This is a genomic window from Lysinibacillus sp. fls2-241-R2A-57, assembly GCF_030209535.1.
GTDB lineage: Bacteria > Bacillota > Bacilli > Bacillales_A > Planococcaceae > Lysinibacillus.
In genome coordinates this window covers 46,647-67,873 of sequence record NZ_JARVRU010000082.1, presented here as the reverse complement: position 1 = coordinate 67,873, position 21,227 = coordinate 46,647, and the positions used below count along the sequence as shown (strand labels likewise).

Sequence of the window (21,227 nt, the reverse complement as noted above, 5' to 3'; positions counted from 1 at the left end):
GCTCGACACTAAATAGTAACAAGAAAAACCCTTTCATCGATCAATAATAAACCTACTTTTTCCTAATCAACACGCCTAATAGTATTATAGACTTCCATGATCAATAACTCTGCCAATCAATTGTATAGTCTATAGTCTTTAACAAGTTATCTGAAAAATAGCCTATTCCCCATCTGATTTTTCAGGTGGGGATTATTTTACGCTAATTTGCTCACACATTATCTACTATCATTTAAAGAGTGACAGACCTTTTTGATCTTACGTTTCAAGAAATTCCACGGGATTACCGACAATTTGTCCATAACATTTATTCTTATAACTCATATATTAAATTACCAAGTTCTAAAGGAGATGATATTTGAGGAGTTATAACAACTTCTTTTGCATTAATTGTTGTATTGTTTGTTCTACTAATTATTGTAGGAACCTTAGTAAAATTTTCTTCTCAAAGGAGGGTTACTATGCATCAACTATGTAGACACCAAGGTCAGGCTGTAGAGGTCAGAGATATCCATGGAAGAGTTCAAAGAGGAATACTAGTAGGAGTTGATCCAGCAAGAGGAATTTTTATGCGGTCAGGCTTTAGAACCTTTTTCATTCCCTTCTTTTTAATTGCAGCTATTTTCCTCATAAGTATTGGTCGACGTATCTTCTAAGAAAGAACACTTCAACAAATAAATATATAGATATTAAAAGAGTAGAAATTTATTTCATGTAGGGCCACTGTTAATTCACAAATAATGTATACATTTTTTCCTAAAGTATACCTGATTGTTCCTATGATTAAGGATTCAGTTGTAGATAATCAATAGGTCCTTTTAAAGTTTAAAAAACACCAACGATTCACAAAGTTGGTGTTTTCCATTTTCTTTATTTAGTTTTATTTTTCAATTCTTTTAAGGCATCAGTAAGTTGTTCGTTTAAAGTACTTAATGCCTGTTTATCAAGAGTTTTTGCTTCTGAACCAGCAATCGTAGGGTCAAGATATTTTTCGATTTTTTCGTAAAGGTCTTTATGTTCTTTCTTAACTTCGTCTTCAAAAACCTTCCATTGGTCTTCTAATTTTGGTCCAACTTCTTTTACTTTTGCTTTGTCTCCACTTTCGATAGCTTTGGATAACTGATTAGTAGTCTCCAGCATATTATTAACTCCATCGGATACCTTACTATCTTTTGAGCTACATCCTGCTAAAAATAAAGTACATCCAAGACCGATTGCTAATACCAATGCCATTAACTTTTTCATAATCCATCCCAACTTTCTTTTAGTTATTATTAACTGTTTTAAAATTTTTATTATTTATTTTTTTAATTAACAGAATAAGAATTGCAGCAAGAACCAGAATAATCTGTGGAATTGCGCTCTCCCATGTGGAGTAAAGAGCGAAAAATTCTATATTCGGAATACCAGGAGCATTCGTTGTAGGAAGCACCCCTGCTAATTGTAAGCTGTGAATACCCATCCCCGTGAACTTGATACAAAGATAAAAAACGATTACGCTTGAGACCATAAAGAATGGACGAAGAGGTAACTTTAAACCAACAAAGACCATTAAATAAGCTAAAATCCCAAGAATAGCGGCGCCAATTAAAAATCCAAATAGTAAAGACTGAAGCTTAATTTGGCTTGCCATGCCGATATAAAACAAGACCGTCTCTGTTCCCTCACGGAACACTGCAAGAAACGCGAGAACACCTAGTGAAACGAGCTTGCCAGTTGTTAATGCATTTTGACTTTTTTCATGAATGTATCTATTCCAATCAGCGATATTAGATTGACTATGGAGCCAATAGCTCATATATAGCAGCATGACTGCCGCAAATACACCTGTCCATCCGCCAATAAGGGCATTGTTATTTCCAAAAGCACCAGAGGATATAACAAACTTAACGATTAGAGCAAGTATTACACTTACTCCCAAACCTGTTAGAACACCAGTCCAAATCCAAGCTTTTCCTTTTGAGTCCGCAGATTTTTTAACAAACGACATTAACGCAATTACTACAAGTAATGCTTCCAATCCTTCACGGATTAGGATCATGGCTGCATCCCAATATGTATATTGAGATTTTGTAGCTAATGGGGTTAAGTATGTCACCATGTTATCAATTAATTTTTCTGCTTCTTCAAAGTTTGGTGGATTAGCATTTAGCATGGCTTGTATGGCAACAAGGTCTCTTTCGGAATCACTATATATAGATGCAGATTGTGCAACAACAACGCCTTCTACACTTAACCAGCTGTCACTAGCGTTTTTAATTCCTTCAATAGCACCTAATTTGTTTTCTTCAAGAATTTCCTTTTTAGTCTTTTGTAAAATGAGAATAAAATCGTCCAAAGAAAGATCTTCCTTCTTCAACTCAGACTCTTGATGATAACCGCCAGTTGCATATTTTTCATTTACAGCCTTTAAATCCTTTAAAGCCAACAATACTTGATCTTGCTTATTTATAGTAAAAGCATAAACTACTTTCCCCATATTCGATTCAATATCACGATAAGCAGTAATAGAATAAGCTTTTATTTCTTCTTCAATCTGCCTCCAAGTTTTATTAAATTGATCATAAGCATTTTCTGCTTCAGCAAGGTTCCCTTGAGAAGCTAAATCAATTGCTCGATTAACGGATTCCTCTGCCTTCTTAATATCCTGACTAGAATTTCCAGCTGCCATTGCAGGAGTATGTATTCCAATTCCTAATATTAATAGAAGGATAGATAATTTAAGTAATAAACTTTTCCCCATGAAGACCCTCCTAGGTAACACCCTCTAATTGATAAAGAATTTCAATATCATTTACACGAGTATCATTTTATTATCATCAATTATCATTGTCAATAATATTTTTATTTTATCCCTATGTATAAATTGGTAATTTAGGACTAAATTCTTTGATTAGTTGTAAAATTGAAATTTCCAGAAAATTATTAAGTCTCATGTTAATACAATTATTGAACCGACTTTCCAATTTATTGGCTGAGCGTTTTTCATCATCCAGTCAAAAGAATGTGATTATACACGTCTGCTCCTTGTAGATGAGGTAGATGAAAAAGAACATTTAAACACCTCCAAAAGTCTGTTTTCTACTATTTCGGTTTAAGATTTAACTCCAGTGAAAAAGGCTTTGAATAAACGGTAATAACCGCCATTCAAAGCCTTTTTCATATTCTTATTTGATTTTTCCCAAGGTATTTTTTAATGATACTATGCACGGCGGACGTTTTCTTCTGAAATCCACTACGATAACATTCATCGAATCATTTCTTTTCTCACGAATAACAGAGTTGTTTATATGTTACTTATTGCTTTTTTCTGCTGACATGGAATCTGTAACGTTTTCAGCTTTCATAAGCTTACCCTCTTTTTCAAGTTGAGCAATCAGCTCGTCTACCGTGATCCCTTTTTCTTTAGCCATTTCTTCTAAGTTGACGGGTTCACTAGATTTTGTAGCCGAAGTTATTTCACTTGCTTCTGTCAGTTTTCCTTCTTTTTCAAGCTGAGCAATCAGTTCTTCTACCGTGATCCCTTTTTCTTTAGCCATTTCCTCTAAGTTGACGGGTTCACTAGATTTTGTAGCCGAAGTTGTTTCACTAGCTTGTGTGTTTTCAATCTTGTCGTTGTTGCTCGCAGCATATGCAGATCCTGCAACAACAGAAAATGCTAGCACTAATGTCGTAATTGTTAATTTTTTCTTCATATTAATTTCCTCCTAAAATGTTTTGCCTCTACCACAAGATGGATAGGTGTCATAAATACCTGGTTACTACCTGCATCCTTTCTATTTGATGTCACCAATATATAACAATCCATGTTAAATCCGTGTTAAGAGGGATATTTCACCATGAATTATTAAAAAAAGGCTTTAAATAAACAGTATCAACTGCGATTTAAAGCCTTTTTATATTAATATTTTATTTACCAAGTGTAATTTGGAAACAAGTACCGCTGTTTTCATTATCCGTAACTACGATGTTTCCGTTGTGCTTGGTTATGATACTTTGCACAATGGAAAGTCCCAAGCCTGAGCCACCCAATTCACGAGAGCGTGATTTATCCACTCGGTAAAACGGCTCAAATATATACTTTTTTTCCTCATCCAGGATACCAATTCCCGTGTCTCTAATTTCAATCATTATCTGCTTTTTATCCGATTTAACTTTAATCGTTACCTTACCGCCCTCAATATTGTATTTAATACCATTTTCAATAATGTTATAAAACGCTCGATAAAGTAAATCTGTATTTCCGTAAACAACACTATCATCGCAATCCAAATATAAAGTAACTTCTTTTTCATTAGCAATATGAGAAAGTTCAGAGACAATATCTTCTAAAATATCCTTCAAGCAGATGGATTCATTCTCAAATTCATCATTCATATTTGTCATATCTAAAAGGGTATATACAAGCTCAGATAATCGTTGTGTTTGCTTTTCAAAAATGTTAATGAGTGCTTCATATTCGTCTGTTGAATGTGCGTTTTTCATTTTAAATACATCAACCTTTGTTTTTAAAACCGCAAGTGGCGTTCTGAGTTCGTGGGCTGCACTTGCGGAAAAGCGGCTTTGCATCATAAAAGCATTGTTTAGCTTATTCGTCATTTCATTAAAAGACCTCGTTAGCTCAGCTATTTCATCATTAGTTGGTGGGATGTCCATCGTTTCCGATAGATTATGTACACTTCTATTCTTAATTTGACTATTTAGTGAATCAAGTGGTTTTAACGCTTTGCCCGAAATATAGTATGTCAATACGCCACCACAGACAATGATTAAAATCATATAATAAACACTTTCAAAATGAAAGTCCGTTTTTGCTTTTTGAGCATCTTCAGATGGTGTAGGCATCATGACATTTGATGGCGTTTGAAAATTGCCTATAACATTGTTATCTTGACCAACCTCTTGAGCAGGTAAAGCAGTGGCTGCATCAATTCTTGTTGCCATTATGCCAGCAGAAAAATTTAAAATTAATGTAAGCCCTATACAACAAATTGTTAATAAAATTATCATCATTGCAGTAAGTCGTTGTCGAATTGGTATTTTTTTAAACATCATGCGTCACCATCATTTTTAACAATATGATAGCCCTCACCAATCTTTGTACGTATGGGGTCATAGTCTAAAAGAGCTTTTAGCTTTTTTCGTAATGTTGCTATATGAACTCGAATAGCTCCACTAAAGCTATCGGCATTACTATCCCAAATGTGATCAATCAATTCTTCTTGACTGACAACTCTCTCCTGATTCATTAATAAGTATTCCAGTAAAACAAATTCCTTTTTTGTTAGTATTAATTCAATTTCATCTACAAATGCAATACGCTTCAACAAATCTATTTTTACATCACCACAAGCTAATAGATTGTTTTCCTGTATAAATTTTCGCCTTAATAAATTTCTTATTCTTGCTTCCAATTCTGCAAAGTCAAATGGTTTAGTTAAATAATCATTCGCACCAATATCTAAACCCTTAACTTTGTCACTCACACTACTTCTTGCACTAAGGATTAAAACTTTTAATTCCTCTTTTTCTTCTCTTATCTTTTCTAAAACCTTTAATCCATCCATTTTCGGAAGATTTAAGTCAAGTATTATTAAGTCATAATTTTCAACGTACGCCAATTCATAAGCGACTTCTCCATTACTACAGACATCAACTGCATACCCTACTATTCTAAGTCCCTCAGCGATAGCTTCCTGTAAATCCAACTCATCTTCAACTACAAGAATTCTCATATCGTAATCACCTCATTTTATTAGTTTAAATAGGTGTGTGTTAAATCTATGTTAAGCAACTATTATCAAATAATAATTTATATCTGTAAAAGAATCCATCCTTTTGTCGTAGGAAACTTTCGATAATAAGAAAGTCATGACCAACGTATATATATTATGTAAACTAAAATTATTTGGCGTGAAGGAGGGCTTGAATACTTCAACTACCCATAGTATCTGTACTTTTCGATTTGCACTTGTAAAGTGCCTTTTCATTTTCATGTGAACGATAAAACCAAAGCAGAAACAGGTCCATTTTTAACACAAGAAAAGAGCAGAAAACTCCTATTTAACCAAGGAATTTACTACTCTTTTAATACGTTTACTGCACTAAAAATCGGTATCGAATAATCCGATATAATGCAGACCGTTATAAAGCTTGTTAACATCAGTAATTTCTATTTCAGGATCGAAATAATAAAACATTGTGTTTACTTTGTCTAATCCTTTGAGAATACAGATTTTTTTAATTTCAACCATCGTCTCATCCTCTACTGATAGCTCTTCAATAAATTCATCCACGTCTGTTAATTCATCTTGCCAATATACACCGATCCAATCCTCGTCATACACTTTTTCATTAATATCCTTACAAAATTCGCATATTTTATATTTTGGATCATCGATATCCATGTCTGGATCACTATAATCGATTTCAAAATACTCATTAAAGGTATCGTCATCTACGTTACTAATTCCAATCCAAACATGAACTTTACTCATTATCTCCATTATTATTTACAACTCACTTTCATATGTTTTTTTTGATGTTTTGCAATTATTATTCTGGCTTCCCTTTTGAATTCGCCCCACTTAAAGCTTGAGAAAGGTTTAATTTATAGCCAAAACTGATCTTTTATCCTTAATATAATCTCTGGCTTATATCGTTACATCATCTAAATATTGCTTTTTCAACTTCCCGCATTCTTAATTTTTCGTTTAACAAACGTATAAATATTTAAAATTACTCCTAAAACAAACATACATAATTGCATTTAATGCAAGGATCAACACCATGAATCCTCCTGCAAAAGCAATTCTTTCTCCTGTGTTATCTGGTTCAAAAGCTTTTGCATAACTCACGCCTAAAAAACACTAAACTTCCGACTATTACCAGAATTAAAATTGCCATGCCAATTGCAGTGGCCCATAAAGGGAATTTCTTCTTTTGGTACAAATATGTTGCTAAATAATCACAAATTAAAATGGATAAAAGTAAAACAACCCAAACGATTGCATCTCCGTTCATCAAAGTCATCTTTTGTTATAGGTTAAATATTGCTCTTAGTATATTCTATTATCATTGTTTTTCCTATAAAATTTAAAATTTACTAAATATTTGTTTTTAGGTGAGAATATCTTTCATTTTCCTCACTAGCTTTAAGGTATAGGGTTTTTGTTATTATGTAACACAAAAATGCACCAGTTAATCCCAAGACAAGAAGCAATCCTCCCATATATACAGGTGAAATCCACTCCCCAATGATGATCAGCAATCACACTAGCACAAACAAATTAAAAACGGGTGTTGCTTGAGGTAAGCATCACCCGTTTTTCTAGCTTAATTATTTCTCATTCACAGTTTCTATATGTTCCCCATCCGTTTGATTTTCATGATTAGGCTTGACTCTCTTAATAAAGAAAGCAAGGATAAGAGCGATAACTGCAATCAATGTTGAAATGAAAAAGGTAAAATTAATACCATGTAACATCGCTTCATTCACGATGTGTTGTTGCATTTCAGCTGCAGCCTGTGCAGATGGTTGAACTGCGTTTGCACTCATATTAGCCATTGCGTCAGCAGCAAGTTCCTCTGCTTTTGCAGTCGTTTGATGGTTCATTACGGTAATCAACACCGCGGAACCAATAGCACCAGATACTTGCTGCAGCGTATTATTCATAGCTGTTCCGTGTGGATTCCTATACGCTGGTAGCTGATTCAAACCATTTGTCATGACTGGCATCATGACCATAGACATCCCAAACATACGTAAGGTATATAGTAGAACAAGTGTAGAATAAGCTGTATTCATACTAATTTTGCTAAAGTAATACGTTGTTACAATGGTAATGGTCAATCCAATCACGGCCAAAATTCTTGCTCCATACTTATCAAAAAGTTTCCCTGTAATTGGCGACATAATCCCCATGACAATAGCTCCAGGAAGCATTAATAGGCCAGAGTCCATAGGTGAAATCCCTCGAATTGTTTGTACATAAATAGGCATCAAGATCATAGCTGAAAACATCGCCACAGAAATAACAATTGAAATGGCCGATGATAAGGCGAACATTGGATATTGGAAAATTCGAAACTCAAGCAAAGGCTCATCCAATCGAAGTTGACGAAGGATAAAGGTAATTAAAGCAAGTGTACCAATAATAATTGTGCCGTATACAAATGGACTATCCCATCCTTTTTCCCCTGCAGAACTAAAACCATAAAGCAAGCCACCAAATCCTATGCTAGATAAAACAAGAGAGAAAACATCGAGCTTAATTGCACGTTGTGGTGTTACATCTTTTAATTTAAAGGCTGCAAAAATTAAGGTTAAAACGGCAATTGGCAGAACAATATCAAATAACATTCTCCAATTGTAGTGCTCTATCAACCATCCAGAAAGAGTCGGACCAATCGCTGGAGCTGTAATCATAACAAGTCCAAACATTCCCATTGCTGCCCCTCTTTTTTCAACTGGAAAAGCGGTAAGCATGACATTCATTAATAACGGCATCATAATCGCTGATCCTGCAGCTTGAATCATTCGAGCCCCTAATAACACACCAAATGCAGGTGAGATACTCGCTAGGAATGTTCCCAAAGTAAACAATGACATTGCTGTAATAAATAACTTTTTATCTGAAAAGCGCTGAATAAAGAATGCACTCGCAGGTATTAAAATACCATTGATAAGCATATAGCCCGTAGAGAGCCATTGCACTGCCGTTGCATTCACATCAAATTCTTCCATAATGGACGGAAGGGCAATGTTTAGTAATGTTTCATTTAAAATAGCAACAAAGGCCCCGATAAATAAAATGGCAATCATGCCGTAAGGTGCTTTTTTCTCAACAGAATAGTTTATCTGCGACAATTGAATCAGTCCTACTTTCTATATCATTTCTATGTTTTACATCACATTCACTTCTATATGAAGTCTTTCCAATCTCTTATCTCACACCATAACAATAAATGGTATTCGTGTTATAAACCACTTTGGTCCAACGCAAGTTAGTTTCTTCCTCCGATCTGTTGTGTTGCTCCTGCTGAAAATTCGAATTCGTTGTAACCACTCCTTAAAAAAATAAACATAAGAGTTGACGAAAGGATAGAATGTATTATATAATTAGAATAGGGAAAGTACGCAAATTATAATTATATAATGTCTATCCATATAAATTTAACACAAATCATTATGTATTTCAATGTGTTGTACATAATTTTTTTATTGTCAATTCTTGAATGAATCTATACATATACACAAAAAAGTCGATTCCTTAACGTACAGGAATTCGACTTTTTTAGTCTTGGAAGCTAGATTATTATCCTTTTTATCCCCCTACTCATTACCGTTATATCCAGGCGTTTCTCTCTGGTATTACTAGTAATTAAAGTGAACAAAAGTACTTTAAACAGACATCCATGAAAACACTTTATTATATTTGTTTGACTTAATTCTAAGTATCGCTAGTTTCTTTGTTGTTGAATCTATAGCTGCACACATTTAAATGGCTCATCAAGTAATTGAACCTGATAGTTGTCTTCCCCCAGATGAACTCCTCTAAATTTAAATTTATCTGTCTAAGAATTTAGACCTTTAGCGAGCCACGGAAGCCCCTTGCAGCATAGTAGGAATCTGCACCATTGTGGTACACAAAGACAGTATCGTAGCGATAATCACAAAAGATGGCCCCGCCGAGTTTTCTAATATTCGCAGGTGTTTGCACCCAGCTCGACGTTTTCATATCAAAATTTTCAAGTTTCTGCAGCTCACGGTATTGTTCTTCTGTTAAAAGTTCAATACCCATGGTAGTTGCCATATCAATAGCGTTATTTTCTGGTTTGTGTTTTTTCCTTGATTCCAGTGCTTCACGATCGTAACAAACACTTCTGCGACCTATAGGGCTTTCTGCTGAACAATCATAAAAAATATATTCGCCCGTCTTTTTATCATGGCCAACAACATCCGGTTCTCCACCAGTTCCCTCCATTTCATTGAGTGACCACAGTTTTTCATCATTGGCTTCGAGCTTAGCTTGAACTTCAGCCCATTCAAGACCTTCATGACGTTTCATGTTTTTTTCAAAACGTGCTTTCAAAGTACTGAGTAGTTCCTCACGTTGTTCTAGTGACAACTCCTTATTTCTCATTGTCATATTAGTAGCCCCCTTATTATTTTTAGTAAAAATCTTATGATAGGGTGTTTAAGTATCCTGCAATCTTTTCCTTTAAGTCATCACAAGTATGAATAATTGTATCGTTTTTGTTTTGGAAAATCGATATGGTGCTACCATAATACCAGCATTTTTTAACTGTCCAACCAGTAGACATAATTTTCTTGCCCATCCTTCAGCCATTTGACTACGGCAAGAGTTCCCTGTATATATGAAATATAGACAAGGAGTAGTCAGTGGAATTATTTGAACTACTTACTGGCGGAAAATTTTCAGACTTAAAATAATTCTTCAAAAAAGACCTGGGAGTAAAATAAGAGTGACCTAAATTGAAATAGGTTACTCTATTTTAGTTTACATTTACATCAAAAACAAAAGTTTCTCTTCCCTTATTCCAAATTGTTTTAAGTTCATAAATATAATATCCCTCTTCCGAAGGCATGGTAATTTTATTATCTTTCATTTCAACAATTTCACTTGTACCATCTTCATTCAGTCTAATAACTGTTATGGAAGAAGGGTTTTTCTCAATCTCAAATTTTAATGTATCTTCTTTTTCAACTTCTAAAGTTTCAAATTGATCTGCTAGTTCATTTGTATCGAGAGAACTTATTGTTTTAATTTCAACGTCGTCTTCGTCCCATTGGTAATCCTTTGCCATCATCATATAATAGTTATTATCTATAACAACTTTGCCTTGTGGTTGAGCAACAACTTTATTGCATCCAGCTAAAATAATAGCAAGTAATATAGATAAAATGATTTTCTTCATTTCAACATTCCCCCTTTTTAGAGTATCCTTATCTCCGACCTTACTTGTCTGATAATATGAATTCATTTTTATATTCTACTTCTCATGTTTGGACTCCTTTCCCCTATTTAATTAAGCATTTCTACAAGGAATTTTCTTAATGAATATGACATGTCAATTGTAGTATAAGAAAAAGGATTTGATAATTAATTATTGGATATTTATGCTAATTCCACTATGGATTAATTGATAAAAAACGTTAAACAATAGATCCTACCAGCATTTTGACATAAAACCCACGTTAAGCCATTTGATGGATGTAAAAACCCTAATTTTTCTACGCTAAGCAGAAGAATTAGGGTTTCATATTTTTTCGTAATTTCCAAATAACGTCATGTTTAACTAACACATTCTATAGTCTAAGTACATATTTTCACAATATCATCAAAGTAAAGGTTGCTACAAAATGACTAAACATTTTGTTTCTCATATTCAAAGGGTTCTTCACACGAGTAAATTTCATGGAAAAAACCTTTATACGGAATATCGTCCTCCAAGCATTTTATGAGATACGACAACTCCTCGTCACACTCCAGTTCTTCACCATTGTTCCGTAACACCTCAAATGCATCTACAATACCTTCCATAAGGGTTACTTGGATAAATAATGGCAACTTATCCAACATCGAATTTTCGATTCCCGTCTCGGATTTATATCCTTCGAGAACTGTTTCAAAATAATTATCCATGAACGTTTTCCGTTTACCAGCGTCTGGTTCAAATTGTATCCAGCCAACTCCTTGCGTCCAGAGACCTGCTAGATCAAACATATACCAACAGTAACATGAATTATCGAAATCATATACGGTAATTTGGATTCCTGTCCAATTCTTTTAGGTTTTTAAGGAGGTCTAACATCTTTTTCTTCAGAAGTGGTAATGAACCTGGTATCAGTTTCTCGATATATTCAGCAGTGTATTTGTCAAAAAAACTATACCGACTATGGACAGGAGTGTATCCTTTTGATAATTGGTGCAGTTTCCCCAAGACTTTACCGCAATTATAATAGTATTCGGTAATTGGGATTCCTTCCCGATACCTATAATTATTTTCCACAAGCATTTTTCCTTTAGCCTTTTGAAACATGCAGATAAAAAAAGTATGATTATTATGAGTTATCTCTTCCAGCAAATTCCCCTTCCGAGAGTTGACTACATCCGAAACGCTTCCACCATGTTCGAATAAATACCTGATATACTCGACTTCACCCTGGAAATCTCCCCGGCTTCTATCATTTAAGAAGGAGATTCTGAGTATTGTTGCGTCGGTACCCTCTTTCTCACAGGTATAAACGACATTGCGCCCTCCAATATGTGACCTAACCGGCTTGATTTCATAACCTTCCAACCCGTACAACTCTGATACTAATGCAAGTAAGTATGCATCACCGATTTTAACTACCTCATTATAAACCATGAATCTCCTCCTAATTTTATAAACTAGTTAAAAGTATTCTATATAATTCAAGCCTTTTTGCTATTAAAATCAAATCTTAGCAAATGGTTGCTTAATGAACTATGCTGAATCTTCAGTTTAAGTGGAATTTTTGCAATTTTGAATTAATTTTAGCATTAATATACATTTTTGTATAGTTTAACCGAATTTTTTACAGCTATTTTGAAGTGAAAATATGACCTAGTTATTCACTTCTGATAACTTTCTATATAACGAAGCTCTAGACACATTCGTAATTTCACAAATTTGATTTACAGTCATGTTCCCTTCTTTATACAGCTTTACTGCATAATTCATTCCTGCGTAATTCTTATGATATTTCTTCAGAAGACCTTTAAACTTACCTCCCTTCTGAGCCAATTTAATCCCTTCAGGTTGTCGCATACGAATAAGATCTCTTTCTAATTGAGGAATACTTTGAAGATTTATCGAAACAAAATTGCTCTTTATCGAAACTATTTGAGCTTTTATCGAAACAAAATCTCATTTTATCGAAACTATTTGGGCTTTTATCGAAAAACAAGCTCTTTAAACATTTATCTCAATAAGAATATATCTGCCACATTAAATAAGAGCATGTTTCGATTTTTTCAAAACATGCTCTACTTATAATTCATAGGCGAAACAAGAAAACCGTCTGTAAGGTTTTCCTTCCTACCATCTAATCTAGTTCCAAAGGTAAAAAAGCATATTCTCCGTCTCTAATAATCTCTTTTTTACGAACTGAAATAGGATGCTTAAAAATTGGCCCATCTAGTACTGTAGTATGGAACTCTCCACCTTCTCCGCAAGGGTCAATACCACGATCTTCAAGTTCCTTTACGTATTCATGAGTCAACGTTCTCCCTAAATCGTCCTCTCTCATTCCTAGAGATAAATTAACAGTTACAATGATTGTTACAAATCCTAGGTTAATGAACTCATCGACAGCTTCACAATGATCCATTTCCCATAAAGGCATGCCTAGTTTTAATCCAGCATTCTTCGTAACCTTATCATGCCAGCAGCCATGTTCAGGCATATCTAAGTCACCTGTTACTAAAACTTCTGCACCTTGATTTTTAGCTTTTTCTAAAAGGCGCATAAATTCTTTTTCATAATCGGTCCAACTTGAAGCGGCCGTATAAACAGGCAATCCAATAGATTTAGCTTGGGCACGTATGAGTTCGGGAGGCATTCCATGAGACCTTGAACGTTGCCCTTCTTCTTCCAGCATGACGATTAGTCCAATTGCTTCTCCATCCTTCGCTGCTTTATAAAGAGCTAAGACACTATCCTTTCCTCCGCTAAAAGAAGCTATAAATTTATGCCCTTGAGCACCATTTTTCCAATTCATTAATTCTGCCATTCCTATCTTTCCCCTTTTATTCTAATAACTTTTTACATGCTCTTACTCAGAATAACATAAAAACACATTTGCAAATTAATTTTGCAAATGTGTTTCTGAGGTAGCTTTCTTTAATTAATTATTTTGTTCAAGGCATTGGTAAATTGCCATCATATCTCTTTTATTCAACTCGCGAATACGATTGAAAATTGGAATATCTGCAACAGCTTCCGTTCGTAAGCTTTCATCCACAACATCTCTTACTTTACCAGTTAGCCACGTTTGCACGTCTACACCATCGACAATTTCCTTACGCCCTTCATCATTGATACCACTTTCATAGCAACTAACACATGGTACCGATAATTTAAACACACCATCGTGAAGATTATCTTCTGAAATGACTTTCTTTCCATTACAGAATGGACATTTATGACTTGCTTTAATTTTATTAATTTGAGTGACAAGTTTTTTATAGCCAAATGCTTCGTACACGTACGTTAGTTTTTTGTATTTTCCGTTGGTGAAATATTTATCAATAATGGTTTCTCTCGTTTCGTCAATATTGGCAAAATCACAGATTGTAATTAGATTTTGGCTGCTTATCGCTTCGATATTATTTTTAATTTTGTCCCAAAATGGTAAAACATTTTGTAGTACTATTTCATAACCAACAAAGCTTGCTAGTTCTAATTCAAGCATTTTTAACGATACTTTTGTTTCCCTTGGAAGTAAGGAGACATCTTCTGTAAGAGTCATATCGCCACCAACTATTGCTTTTAGTTTTTCAAGCTCTGGTAAGTTCCCTACTGTTTTTATAACTTGGTCGATCGGTTGATGAATAATCTCACGAATATCAGTGTCTCCGAATGTTAGTTTTTTCTTATGGTTTAGGACTGCTCCTTGACAGATTGGACAGGGAACCATTTCTTTTGAAGCTTTCATTTGCTCTTTAATAATTGATTTCGAAATAACCATATAACGTCCAAGGATAAAATTAAAACCTTCCCATTTTTTCGAAGACTTCGTTGCTTTATCATAAAACGACTTTTCCCAATAACCATATAGGAATGTATGTCTTTCTTCTTCTGTCATGTCATTGTAGCTCTTACTAATATCTTGACCCAGCTCATTTTTAATCTCATCAAACAGGAACTGCAATTTCGGATATTGATAATATTTTAATACTTCCATCACGTCTGGATGTAATAAACCATCCCAGAATGGCACTGTTTTGTCTTGAATGACTAAATCAAAATCAAATTTTTCAATTTGCAGGCGGCCAGAGCAGCTTGGGCAATGATTTTCCTGACTAAAGAAATCGAAGCTTCTTGTATCTTTATTCGTCGGATGTGCCGCCACAATATGGTTAATCAGGCCGCCAATTTCATACAGAAAGCTATATTGACTATACAAATGTCTTTCAAGATCAATGGCAACAACAGGTGCAATTGTTGCGGATTCGTATTCCCCATAAATTAAACGGGCCATTGAGGATAAGCTTTTTAAAATACCGCCCTTATAGACGTTTTCTGCTTTTTTAAAATAGCTAATATGATTTTCTTCTAAGTAATGAATACCCTTTTTTGAATCTAGTGTTGAAGATATATGCAATGAAGCACCACTATTGGTATTGTTATGTTGACTAAAATAATCATCATGACTGACAACATCAAGATGACGAACAGGTTCCTGCTGTCTTTTACCAAAATCAACGATAAAATCAGAGCTTTCTAACATATAGGCATTATGTTCAATCATCATAATAGAGATAGATTCATCTTTCAGAATGTCCCTAACACTATCAATAAATTGATTTAAAATATTTTGGGATAAACCTTTTGAAGGCTCATCAAAAATAAACAGCGTATGGGGGTTTCTTGAATTTGAAAACAGCTCAGAAACTAAATGAACACATTGAAATTCACCTGTTGATAAGGATTGTGTTTTTCTTTCTAACGTCAAATAACCAAGTCCCAGCTTGATCAGTAAACTTAAACGTTTATGAGCGATGTCTTCATTCGGAAGCTCCTCAATAATGTCCTCAATTGAACGTTGAAAAATATCGTCAATTTCGTCACTGTATTTGGTAAGTTTCTTTTTGATATCAAGAAACGTCGCAACAGTTGATCGGCTAGTAATCGATTGGTTTCGGTCTTGCCCGACCATGACTAGTTTATCTTTTGGATATCGTTTTAGGAAGTCCTTAGAGATACACTCATTGACAAGGGTCGATTTGCCACACCCAGACTCCCCTGAAAAGGTGACAAGTCTATTTTTAGGAATTTGAATTTCTGCCATTTCAATATTACGACAGTAAAGATCATGAAATTGATAATAGTCTGTTGGCATTACCTGATTTCGTTCCGAATAAAGAGGTTTTGGACGTGGTGATTCTTCGACAATTTTTCCGCCGTATTTCCCACTACCAGGTCCAAAGAACAATTGCTCATCCGCTGTATTTAACACCGTGTCAGAATGATCAATAAGCCAAATTTGATTTTTATAGCCTAATTGTTTGATTTGTTCTAAAATTTTCAACAGAGTTTGGCGATCAAGTCCGACAGAAATTTCATCAATAATAATCACGGTATTTTCACTGGCCGCCATAAATTCTGCCAAGTAAAGTCGTGTTAGTTCCCCGCCAGACAAGGTACCCATGATGCGGTTTAATGTTAAGTAACCAATATTCATATTGATAATATTTTGAAGAATATGTTGTCTTTCCTCGCTAATATTTAATTCCTCTGACAGGGAATAAATCGTTTCAATGCTTAAATTGTTAAGATCAGAAATACTATGTGGTTGATTCCATAATTCTAGTTTATATTGCTCCACTTCCGGATTATAACGCTTGCCCTCACACTTTTTACACTCAACATTTTTAGTAGTGCCTCGCCCTTTACAAGCAGGACACCAGCCTAATGCATTATTAAAGGAAAAAACTTCTGGCGAAAGATCAAACTTTTCTGCAAGATTTTCGCGAATCTCTTTAAAAACGCCTGTATGAGTACCAATCGTTGAACGTGGATTGGAAGAAATGGATGATTTTCCGAGAAAAAGTACTAAAGGCATGTTCTCCATTTTGATAGCACTGAAATTCGTTTCCATAATATCGGGGAATAAATACTGATATTCAGCCTTTGGCAATAAAGAAACGAGACGCTTCTTGGATTCTTCACCAATCGTTTGGCAAAATGTGGTTTTACCAGATCCGGACAATCCAGCAATTCCTAACGATTGATCTTCCAGCAAGACAACATCTAAACGATTTATATTGTTAGCAATTAATTGATTTATTTTCATCGTATAATCTCTCCATTCAATCTAGTACTGTCATGTTAGCGTAACTTCAAATGCATTTGCTTTGTTTACGAATCGACAAAAATGACGCTTTTCGTGTTCCGAAAAGCGTCCAATTGTTCATTTATAAAATAATTACAGTGCTGCTAACACTTTTTCAAGCTGAGTCCCCATGTTCGTCCAAGCATATTTAGCTCCCTCGATTGCTCCTTGGCGGGCTTTCGTTGCTTCACTGAATCCAGTTTGATCTAGGTGTAGATTAGTAGTTCCATCTGCGCCTTGTGTCAATGTCCATGTAACAGTAGTGGTTTCTCCGGCACTTGCCCAAGTGTAAGATAATGTATGAGGTTCTTCCACTTTAAGCACCTCGCAATTGACAATTCCATCCCACCATTCATTTGGCTCTGCTCGGAATTGAAATTTATGCCCTACGACTGGTTTAAAGTCATTTTTCCATATCCATTTTTCAAGTGTGTCTGAATCCGTTAATGCCTCCCAAACCTGCTCGATTGAACTTGTGAATTGATAATCTAAAGATACATCTGCTTTCATTTTTTTTCCTCCAATAATAGATTTAATTTAGCCATTCTTTCTTTCCAAAATCCTTCGTAATGCGATACCCAATCTTGAATTTCTTTCAACGGTGTGGCATTTAAGCGATACCTCGTTTCCCTACCAACCCTTCGAGCCATTACGAGATCAGCATCTTTAAGGATAGCCAGATGCTTAGAAACTGCTGTACGACCCATTTGAAATTGAGCCGTTAATTCGTGAAGAGGTAATTCTTCTACATCCGACAACAAACGTATTAATTGACGTCTTGTTGGGTCAGCAATCGCTGCATAAACATCACGCTCTTGATATTTCTCGCTCAAAATCCCCTCTCCCTTTTAAATTGGACACTAAATGGTGTCTTAATTATATGACACCATTTAGTGTCCAGTCAATTTTTATTTTGTGATAATGGCATTCGTTTTATACTTTTGTTCATGTAGTTTATGATTGATTCGCCATCTCCTTCATTTCCATGCATCATCTTAGGTTGATAAACTCAAGAGAAATCTTACTTCTTTTTCTCAGGACCTCAAAACTTCTTTCAAGAAATATAAATCGAAGTCTTTTCTATTTCTTAGGTACAATGCCATTCATGATAATTGGTTTAATTCGTTCTAACCAAACATCTGCCGATATCTGCTCTTCTTTAATTAAAATGGTGTAAAAATAGGATCCACCTATAATATCGATGAGATGGTCAATAGGTTACTTACCACTGAAAAGAATTTAAACACCAGATGATATTGCAGAGGCTATTTTATTTCAATTGACTCAAAAATCAGCGACCGGCCAAGTTTTTACAATTGATAATGGTCAAACACTATGAATTGATAAACACCCTCTTATTTGATTTCTAAGAGGGTGTTTGGATATTAGTATGCTTTTACCAAATTGTATGTTTTGCTCCATTTCCACAGCCAATACAAGTAGTTGGTGGATTATACAGAATGCTGCTGGAAGTATATTTTGGCTTTTCTTTGGCTGTTTCATCGTTTCCTCATTATTATTCTAGTCATAATCAGAGCACTCACACCAGCTAGAATGAAGAAGATGCATACAGGTAATTGAATGTTATCTTGAAGATATAAGGCAATAAACCAACTTCGTACCTTTACATCTAAAAGCTTGAGAATAATGGGCACAATCCCCTGTGGCAACGTGAAGATAATCCCCATCGTAACGAGTAGTCCTACCAAAACGGTCTTTCCTGCAGATAGTTTAGTGGATGACTCCTCTGTTTGAGCTACTTTGATATCAGTGGATTGAACGATTCCGCCACACTGCATGAAAGAAAGGATATCTGGACCATGAGTTTCCAAACGACGGTATGCCAAGCGTCCGAAATACCAAGCAATGAGTAGGCCGGTACACACTCCCGTAGGTACACCGGTCCATTTCAGCCAGTTTTGATGTAGCAACGTTCCTAAGGTCACTATGATTAATGTAGGAATCGAAGCAAAAAGCAGCAATACCAACAATAATAAATTGGTTAACAATAATTCTCCTGCGTTCATGTCATCACCAGAGACAATGGTTCCGCGTCCGCGTCGATGTGGGTCTGTCACAGGTATGATTTTGTAAACTGAGAGGAACAAGATTAGTCCCGCCCCTCCACCAAGTAGTGATGGAAGCAAAGCAAAAACCCATACCCATGCCCAGTCCAACTTGCTGAAATAAAGGAAAAAGAGAGATATTACAATCGAAGCTGGTGCTACAATTAATAACCATGCAATCTGTCGGCCTCGTACATCGATTCGTTCTGAACCCGGTGTCGTAATAGTCATCCACAGTGCACCGCCATCAAACCCATAAAGATTGTTCGAGAATATGCAAGTAAACATTACGAAGACTACGCCGGTCCAGGGCATTAATAAAGTAACGCCGCCCAACGATGCGAATAATCCATAGAATAACCCCGTCCATAGCCCCATTCGCAACAATCGACCTCGTTGTGGATCCCGCATCCAAGTATTCAGTTCCTTCAGAACAACTACCCCGATTTTGGAGATTTTTGGAGTTAGAATGTTGGCCCAAGTAAGAAACATTGATTTATTTCTGCCATCTTGATTTATACGAGCCTCATTCTTTGTGCTCGCTGATAGCATTCTTGCCCATACAATGAATAGCAAACCACACAATAAAGCCAAACCGCAGAGTATACCTACAGCTGAAAAGTAATTGGATTGATTTACAGCTTCAATCGCAACCAACGCCCAGCCAGTTGGCAATATTCGTGCCACCAAGGAAATTGTTGGTGATGGTCTCTCTACTAATAGGTTAATTTTCGGAAGTAAATACCAACCTACATTAAGAAAAGCTATAACGGCTCCAATGATTAAAGCCCCGAATTCTAACCCTAATCGAGATTTCGATGCCTCTCCAATCACCCCCATCACCACTTTGGACATCAGCATGATAATTGCCAGTTGCAACAACATTGCAGGTACAGCAACGATAACAGCCCAAAAGCCAAGTCTTGCTGCATAAATAATGAGAGCGAAACTGGCGACTAAGCTAACGATTGGTCCGATGCCGATGAAAGAGGCACCGAGTAACCCTATAGCCAATTTTCGTTGGGCAATAGGTAGCAAGGTGAAGTATTCCGTTTTTAATGTCCCTTCTCCGCCAACTAACATAGGTCCTATGATCCAACCAATCATCCAAAGGCCAAAAGCGATACAGAGAAGATCTGCTGATGTATCATTATTAAATAGCATCGCAAGTAAAATCGTACAAACTGCCAGCAATAGACCGATGACCCCGCCTATTATCATGAGAATTGCTCTTCCTCCGCTCATCGAGTGATGAAGCAAAGAAAGCTTCATTCGAACCATTACATTAACCATGATAGTGTCTTTCCTTCTTCAGGACGCTTCCCAACTAAGTGAACGAAAGCCTCTTCTAGACTTTTACCATTACGCACCAGATCCAATGGCCCTGAAGCAGCCACTCTCCCCTTCGCAATAACAGCAACATGATCACACAACTGCTCGACCAACGCCATGACATGGCTCGATAAGATGACAGAACCACCACTGGCAACAAATTGCTGCAAGATGGTTTTAATTGTTAATGCAGAAATAGGATCAACCGCCTCGAACGGTTCGTCAAGCACAAGAAGCTTTGGGGAATGTAGAAGGGCCGTGGCAAGACCAATCTTCTTTCTCATTCCAGTGGAATAGTTGATAACAAGCGTACGCTCATCGTCACAGAAATCCAAGATCGCAAGTAATTCTTCTGTACGCTCGGCAACCGTCTTCGCATCAAGTCCACGCAGTAATCCCATATAAATCAAAAGTTCACGCCCAGTTAATCTTTCTGGCAATGACATGCCATCCGGCAGAACCCCGACTAATGTCTTAGCATGTAAAGGATTTGACCAAACATCCGCACCAAATATTCTCGACGCTCCACGGTCTGGGCGTAGCAGACCTACAGCCATAGATAATAGAGTCGTTTTTCCTGCACCGTTCGGACCTACCAAACCGAAAAATGAACCGCAAGGCACAGTCAGGTTGACACTGTTAACTGCGGTTTGTTTCCCAAATTGTTTGCACAGCCCGTGTAGCTGAAGGGCTGAATCCCATTCTGTCATCCCATTTTCCTC

Annotated in this window: 17 protein-coding genes and 4 pseudogenes; 3 read left to right on the top strand and 18 right to left on the bottom strand. The window is 35.9% G+C overall.

The window, feature by feature from the left end; translation table 11 throughout:
* Window positions 1-368: 368 nt before the first annotated feature.
* Window positions 369-428: pseudogene (locus QRN68_RS26950) on the top strand (YjcZ family sporulation protein); the annotation flags it as partial.
* Window positions 429-461: 33 nt separating this feature from the next.
* Window positions 462-656 carry a hypothetical protein gene (locus QRN68_RS14270; protein ID WP_285397560.1) on the top strand — a complete coding sequence of 65 codons (195 nt, stop codon included), beginning with the start codon at window positions 462-464 and terminating at the stop codon, window positions 654-656.
* 214 nt (window positions 657-870) lie between these two features.
* On the opposite strand, the gene QRN68_RS14265 is transcribed toward QRN68_RS14270, so the two are convergent.
* The 16 genes and pseudogenes from QRN68_RS14265 to QRN68_RS14185 all read right to left on the bottom strand — a co-directional run bounded on the left by QRN68_RS14265 (window position 871) and on the right by QRN68_RS14185 (window position 17,940).
* The gene (locus tag QRN68_RS14265) at window positions 871-1,245 is read right to left on the bottom strand and encodes a hypothetical protein (RefSeq protein WP_285397559.1); all 375 of its coding nucleotides are present in this window, start codon (window positions 1,243-1,245) and stop codon (window positions 871-873) included.
* Window positions 1,246-1,264: 19 nt separating this feature from the next.
* Window positions 1,265-2,743 carry an FTR1 family iron permease gene (locus QRN68_RS14260; protein WP_285397558.1) on the bottom strand — a complete coding sequence of 493 codons (1,479 nt, stop codon included), beginning with the start codon at window positions 2,741-2,743 and terminating at the stop codon, window positions 1,265-1,267.
* A gap of 550 nt (window positions 2,744-3,293) precedes the next feature.
* Window positions 3,294-3,695 carry a hypothetical protein gene (locus tag QRN68_RS14255; protein ID WP_285397557.1) on the bottom strand — a complete coding sequence of 134 codons (402 nt, stop codon included), beginning with the start codon at window positions 3,693-3,695 and terminating at the stop codon, window positions 3,294-3,296.
* A gap of 214 nt (window positions 3,696-3,909) precedes the next feature.
* Complete coding sequence (locus QRN68_RS14250; protein ID WP_350224355.1) at window positions 3,910-5,052, bottom strand: sensor histidine kinase; 1,143 nt, start codon at window positions 5,050-5,052, stop codon at window positions 3,910-3,912.
* On the bottom strand, window positions 5,052-5,735 hold the full coding sequence (locus QRN68_RS14245; RefSeq protein ID WP_285397555.1) for a response regulator transcription factor: 684 nt from the start codon (window positions 5,733-5,735) through the stop codon (window positions 5,052-5,054). The genes QRN68_RS14250 and QRN68_RS14245 overlap by 1 nt, the downstream gene beginning before the upstream one ends.
* Before the next feature lie 369 nt (window positions 5,736-6,104).
* Window positions 6,105-6,497: an immunity 22 family protein gene (locus QRN68_RS14240; protein WP_285397554.1), complete on the bottom strand. Its 393-nt coding sequence runs from the start codon at window positions 6,495-6,497 to the stop codon at window positions 6,105-6,107.
* An 842-nt stretch (window positions 6,498-7,339) separates the two neighbouring features.
* A complete protein-coding gene (locus QRN68_RS14235) occupies window positions 7,340-8,824 on the bottom strand; it encodes a DHA2 family efflux MFS transporter permease subunit (RefSeq protein ID WP_481817451.1) in 1,485 nt (494 codons plus the stop codon).
* Between the two features lie 760 nt (window positions 8,825-9,584).
* Window positions 9,585-10,151 (bottom strand): DUF4256 domain-containing protein, encoded by a 567-nt coding sequence (locus QRN68_RS14230; RefSeq protein ID WP_285397552.1) that lies wholly within the window; start codon window positions 10,149-10,151, stop codon window positions 9,585-9,587.
* A gap of 72 nt (window positions 10,152-10,223) precedes the next feature.
* Window positions 10,224-10,352: a hypothetical protein gene (locus QRN68_RS14225; protein ID WP_285397551.1), complete on the bottom strand. Its 129-nt coding sequence runs from the start codon at window positions 10,350-10,352 to the stop codon at window positions 10,224-10,226.
* A 166-nt stretch (window positions 10,353-10,518) separates the two neighbouring features.
* Window positions 10,519-10,941 carry a lipoprotein gene (locus QRN68_RS14220; protein ID WP_285397550.1) on the bottom strand — a complete coding sequence of 141 codons (423 nt, stop codon included), beginning with the start codon at window positions 10,939-10,941 and terminating at the stop codon, window positions 10,519-10,521.
* A 449-nt stretch (window positions 10,942-11,390) separates the two neighbouring features.
* A pseudogene (locus QRN68_RS27080) lies at window positions 11,391-12,396 on the bottom strand (aminoglycoside phosphotransferase/kinase family protein).
* A gap of 219 nt (window positions 12,397-12,615) precedes the next feature.
* Window positions 12,616-12,846, bottom strand: a pseudogene (locus tag QRN68_RS14205) (helix-turn-helix domain-containing protein); the annotation flags it as partial.
* A gap of 250 nt (window positions 12,847-13,096) precedes the next feature.
* Entirely contained in the window at window positions 13,097-13,783 is a 687-nt protein-coding gene (locus tag QRN68_RS14200) for a Dph6-related ATP pyrophosphatase (RefSeq protein ID WP_285397547.1), read from the bottom strand.
* 114 nt (window positions 13,784-13,897) lie between these two features.
* Entirely contained in the window at window positions 13,898-17,068 is a 3,171-nt protein-coding gene (locus tag QRN68_RS14195) for an ATP-binding cassette domain-containing protein (protein WP_285397546.1), read from the bottom strand.
* Between the two features lie 132 nt (window positions 17,069-17,200).
* Window positions 17,201-17,617 (bottom strand): SRPBCC family protein, encoded by a 417-nt coding sequence (locus QRN68_RS14190; protein ID WP_285397545.1) that lies wholly within the window; start codon window positions 17,615-17,617, stop codon window positions 17,201-17,203.
* Window positions 17,614-17,940 (bottom strand): ArsR/SmtB family transcription factor, encoded by a 327-nt coding sequence (locus QRN68_RS14185; RefSeq protein WP_285397544.1) that lies wholly within the window; start codon window positions 17,938-17,940, stop codon window positions 17,614-17,616. Before QRN68_RS14185 ends, QRN68_RS14190 begins: the two co-directional genes overlap by 4 nt.
* Window positions 17,941-18,323: 383 nt before the next feature.
* Between QRN68_RS14185 and QRN68_RS14180 the strand changes: the two are divergent.
* Window positions 18,324-18,446, top strand: a pseudogene (locus tag QRN68_RS14180) (3-ketoacyl-ACP reductase); the annotation flags it as partial.
* A 160-nt stretch (window positions 18,447-18,606) separates the two neighbouring features.
* Here the strand turns inward: QRN68_RS14180 and QRN68_RS14175 are convergent.
* Complete coding sequence (locus QRN68_RS14175; RefSeq protein ID WP_285397543.1) at window positions 18,607-20,466, bottom strand: hypothetical protein; 1,860 nt, start codon at window positions 20,464-20,466, stop codon at window positions 18,607-18,609.
* Window positions 20,454-21,215, bottom strand: coding sequence for an ABC transporter ATP-binding protein (locus QRN68_RS14170; protein ID WP_285397542.1), 762 nt, complete (start codon window positions 21,213-21,215; stop codon window positions 20,454-20,456). Before QRN68_RS14170 ends, QRN68_RS14175 begins: the two co-directional genes overlap by 13 nt.
* Window positions 21,216-21,227: the final 12 nt, after the last annotated feature.

Excerpts from the sequence above, each read along its gene's own strand:
- QRN68_RS14270 (WP_285397560.1), top strand. The coding sequence starts at position 462 with ATGCATCAACTATGTAGACACCAAGGTCAGGCTGTAGAGGTCAGAGAT.
- QRN68_RS14265 (WP_285397559.1), bottom strand. The coding sequence starts at position 1,245 with ATGAAAAAGTTAATGGCATTGGTATTAGCAATCGGTCTTGGATGTACT.
- QRN68_RS14260 (WP_285397558.1), bottom strand. The coding sequence starts at position 2,743 with ATGGGGAAAAGTTTATTACTTAAATTATCTATCCTTCTATTAATATTA.
- QRN68_RS14255 (WP_285397557.1), bottom strand. The coding sequence starts at position 3,695 with ATGAAGAAAAAATTAACAATTACGACATTAGTGCTAGCATTTTCTGTT.
- QRN68_RS14250 (WP_350224355.1), bottom strand. The coding sequence starts at position 5,052 with ATGTTTAAAAAAATACCAATTCGACAACGACTTACTGCAATGATGATA.
- QRN68_RS14245 (WP_285397555.1), bottom strand. The coding sequence starts at position 5,735 with ATGAGAATTCTTGTAGTTGAAGATGAGTTGGATTTACAGGAAGCTATC.
- QRN68_RS14240 (WP_285397554.1), bottom strand. The coding sequence starts at position 6,497 with ATGAGTAAAGTTCATGTTTGGATTGGAATTAGTAACGTAGATGACGAT.
- QRN68_RS14235 (WP_481817451.1), bottom strand. The coding sequence starts at position 8,824 with ATGATTGCCATTTTATTTATCGGGGCCTTTGTTGCTATTTTAAATGAA.
- QRN68_RS14230 (WP_285397552.1), bottom strand. The coding sequence starts at position 10,151 with ATGACAATGAGAAATAAGGAGTTGTCACTAGAACAACGTGAGGAACTA.
- QRN68_RS14225 (WP_285397551.1), bottom strand. The coding sequence starts at position 10,352 with ATGGCTGAAGGATGGGCAAGAAAATTATGTCTACTGGTTGGACAGTTA.
- QRN68_RS14220 (WP_285397550.1), bottom strand. The coding sequence starts at position 10,941 with ATGAAGAAAATCATTTTATCTATATTACTTGCTATTATTTTAGCTGGA.
- QRN68_RS14200 (WP_285397547.1), bottom strand. The coding sequence starts at position 13,783 with ATGGCAGAATTAATGAATTGGAAAAATGGTGCTCAAGGGCATAAATTT.
- QRN68_RS14195 (WP_285397546.1), bottom strand. The coding sequence starts at position 17,068 with ATGAAAATAAATCAATTAATTGCTAACAATATAAATCGTTTAGATGTT.
- QRN68_RS14190 (WP_285397545.1), bottom strand. The coding sequence starts at position 17,617 with ATGAAAGCAGATGTATCTTTAGATTATCAATTCACAAGTTCAATCGAG.
- QRN68_RS14175 (WP_285397543.1), bottom strand. The coding sequence starts at position 20,466 with ATGGTTAATGTAATGGTTCGAATGAAGCTTTCTTTGCTTCATCACTCG.
- QRN68_RS14170 (WP_285397542.1), bottom strand. The coding sequence starts at position 21,215 with ATGACAGAATGGGATTCAGCCCTTCAGCTACACGGGCTGTGCAAACAA.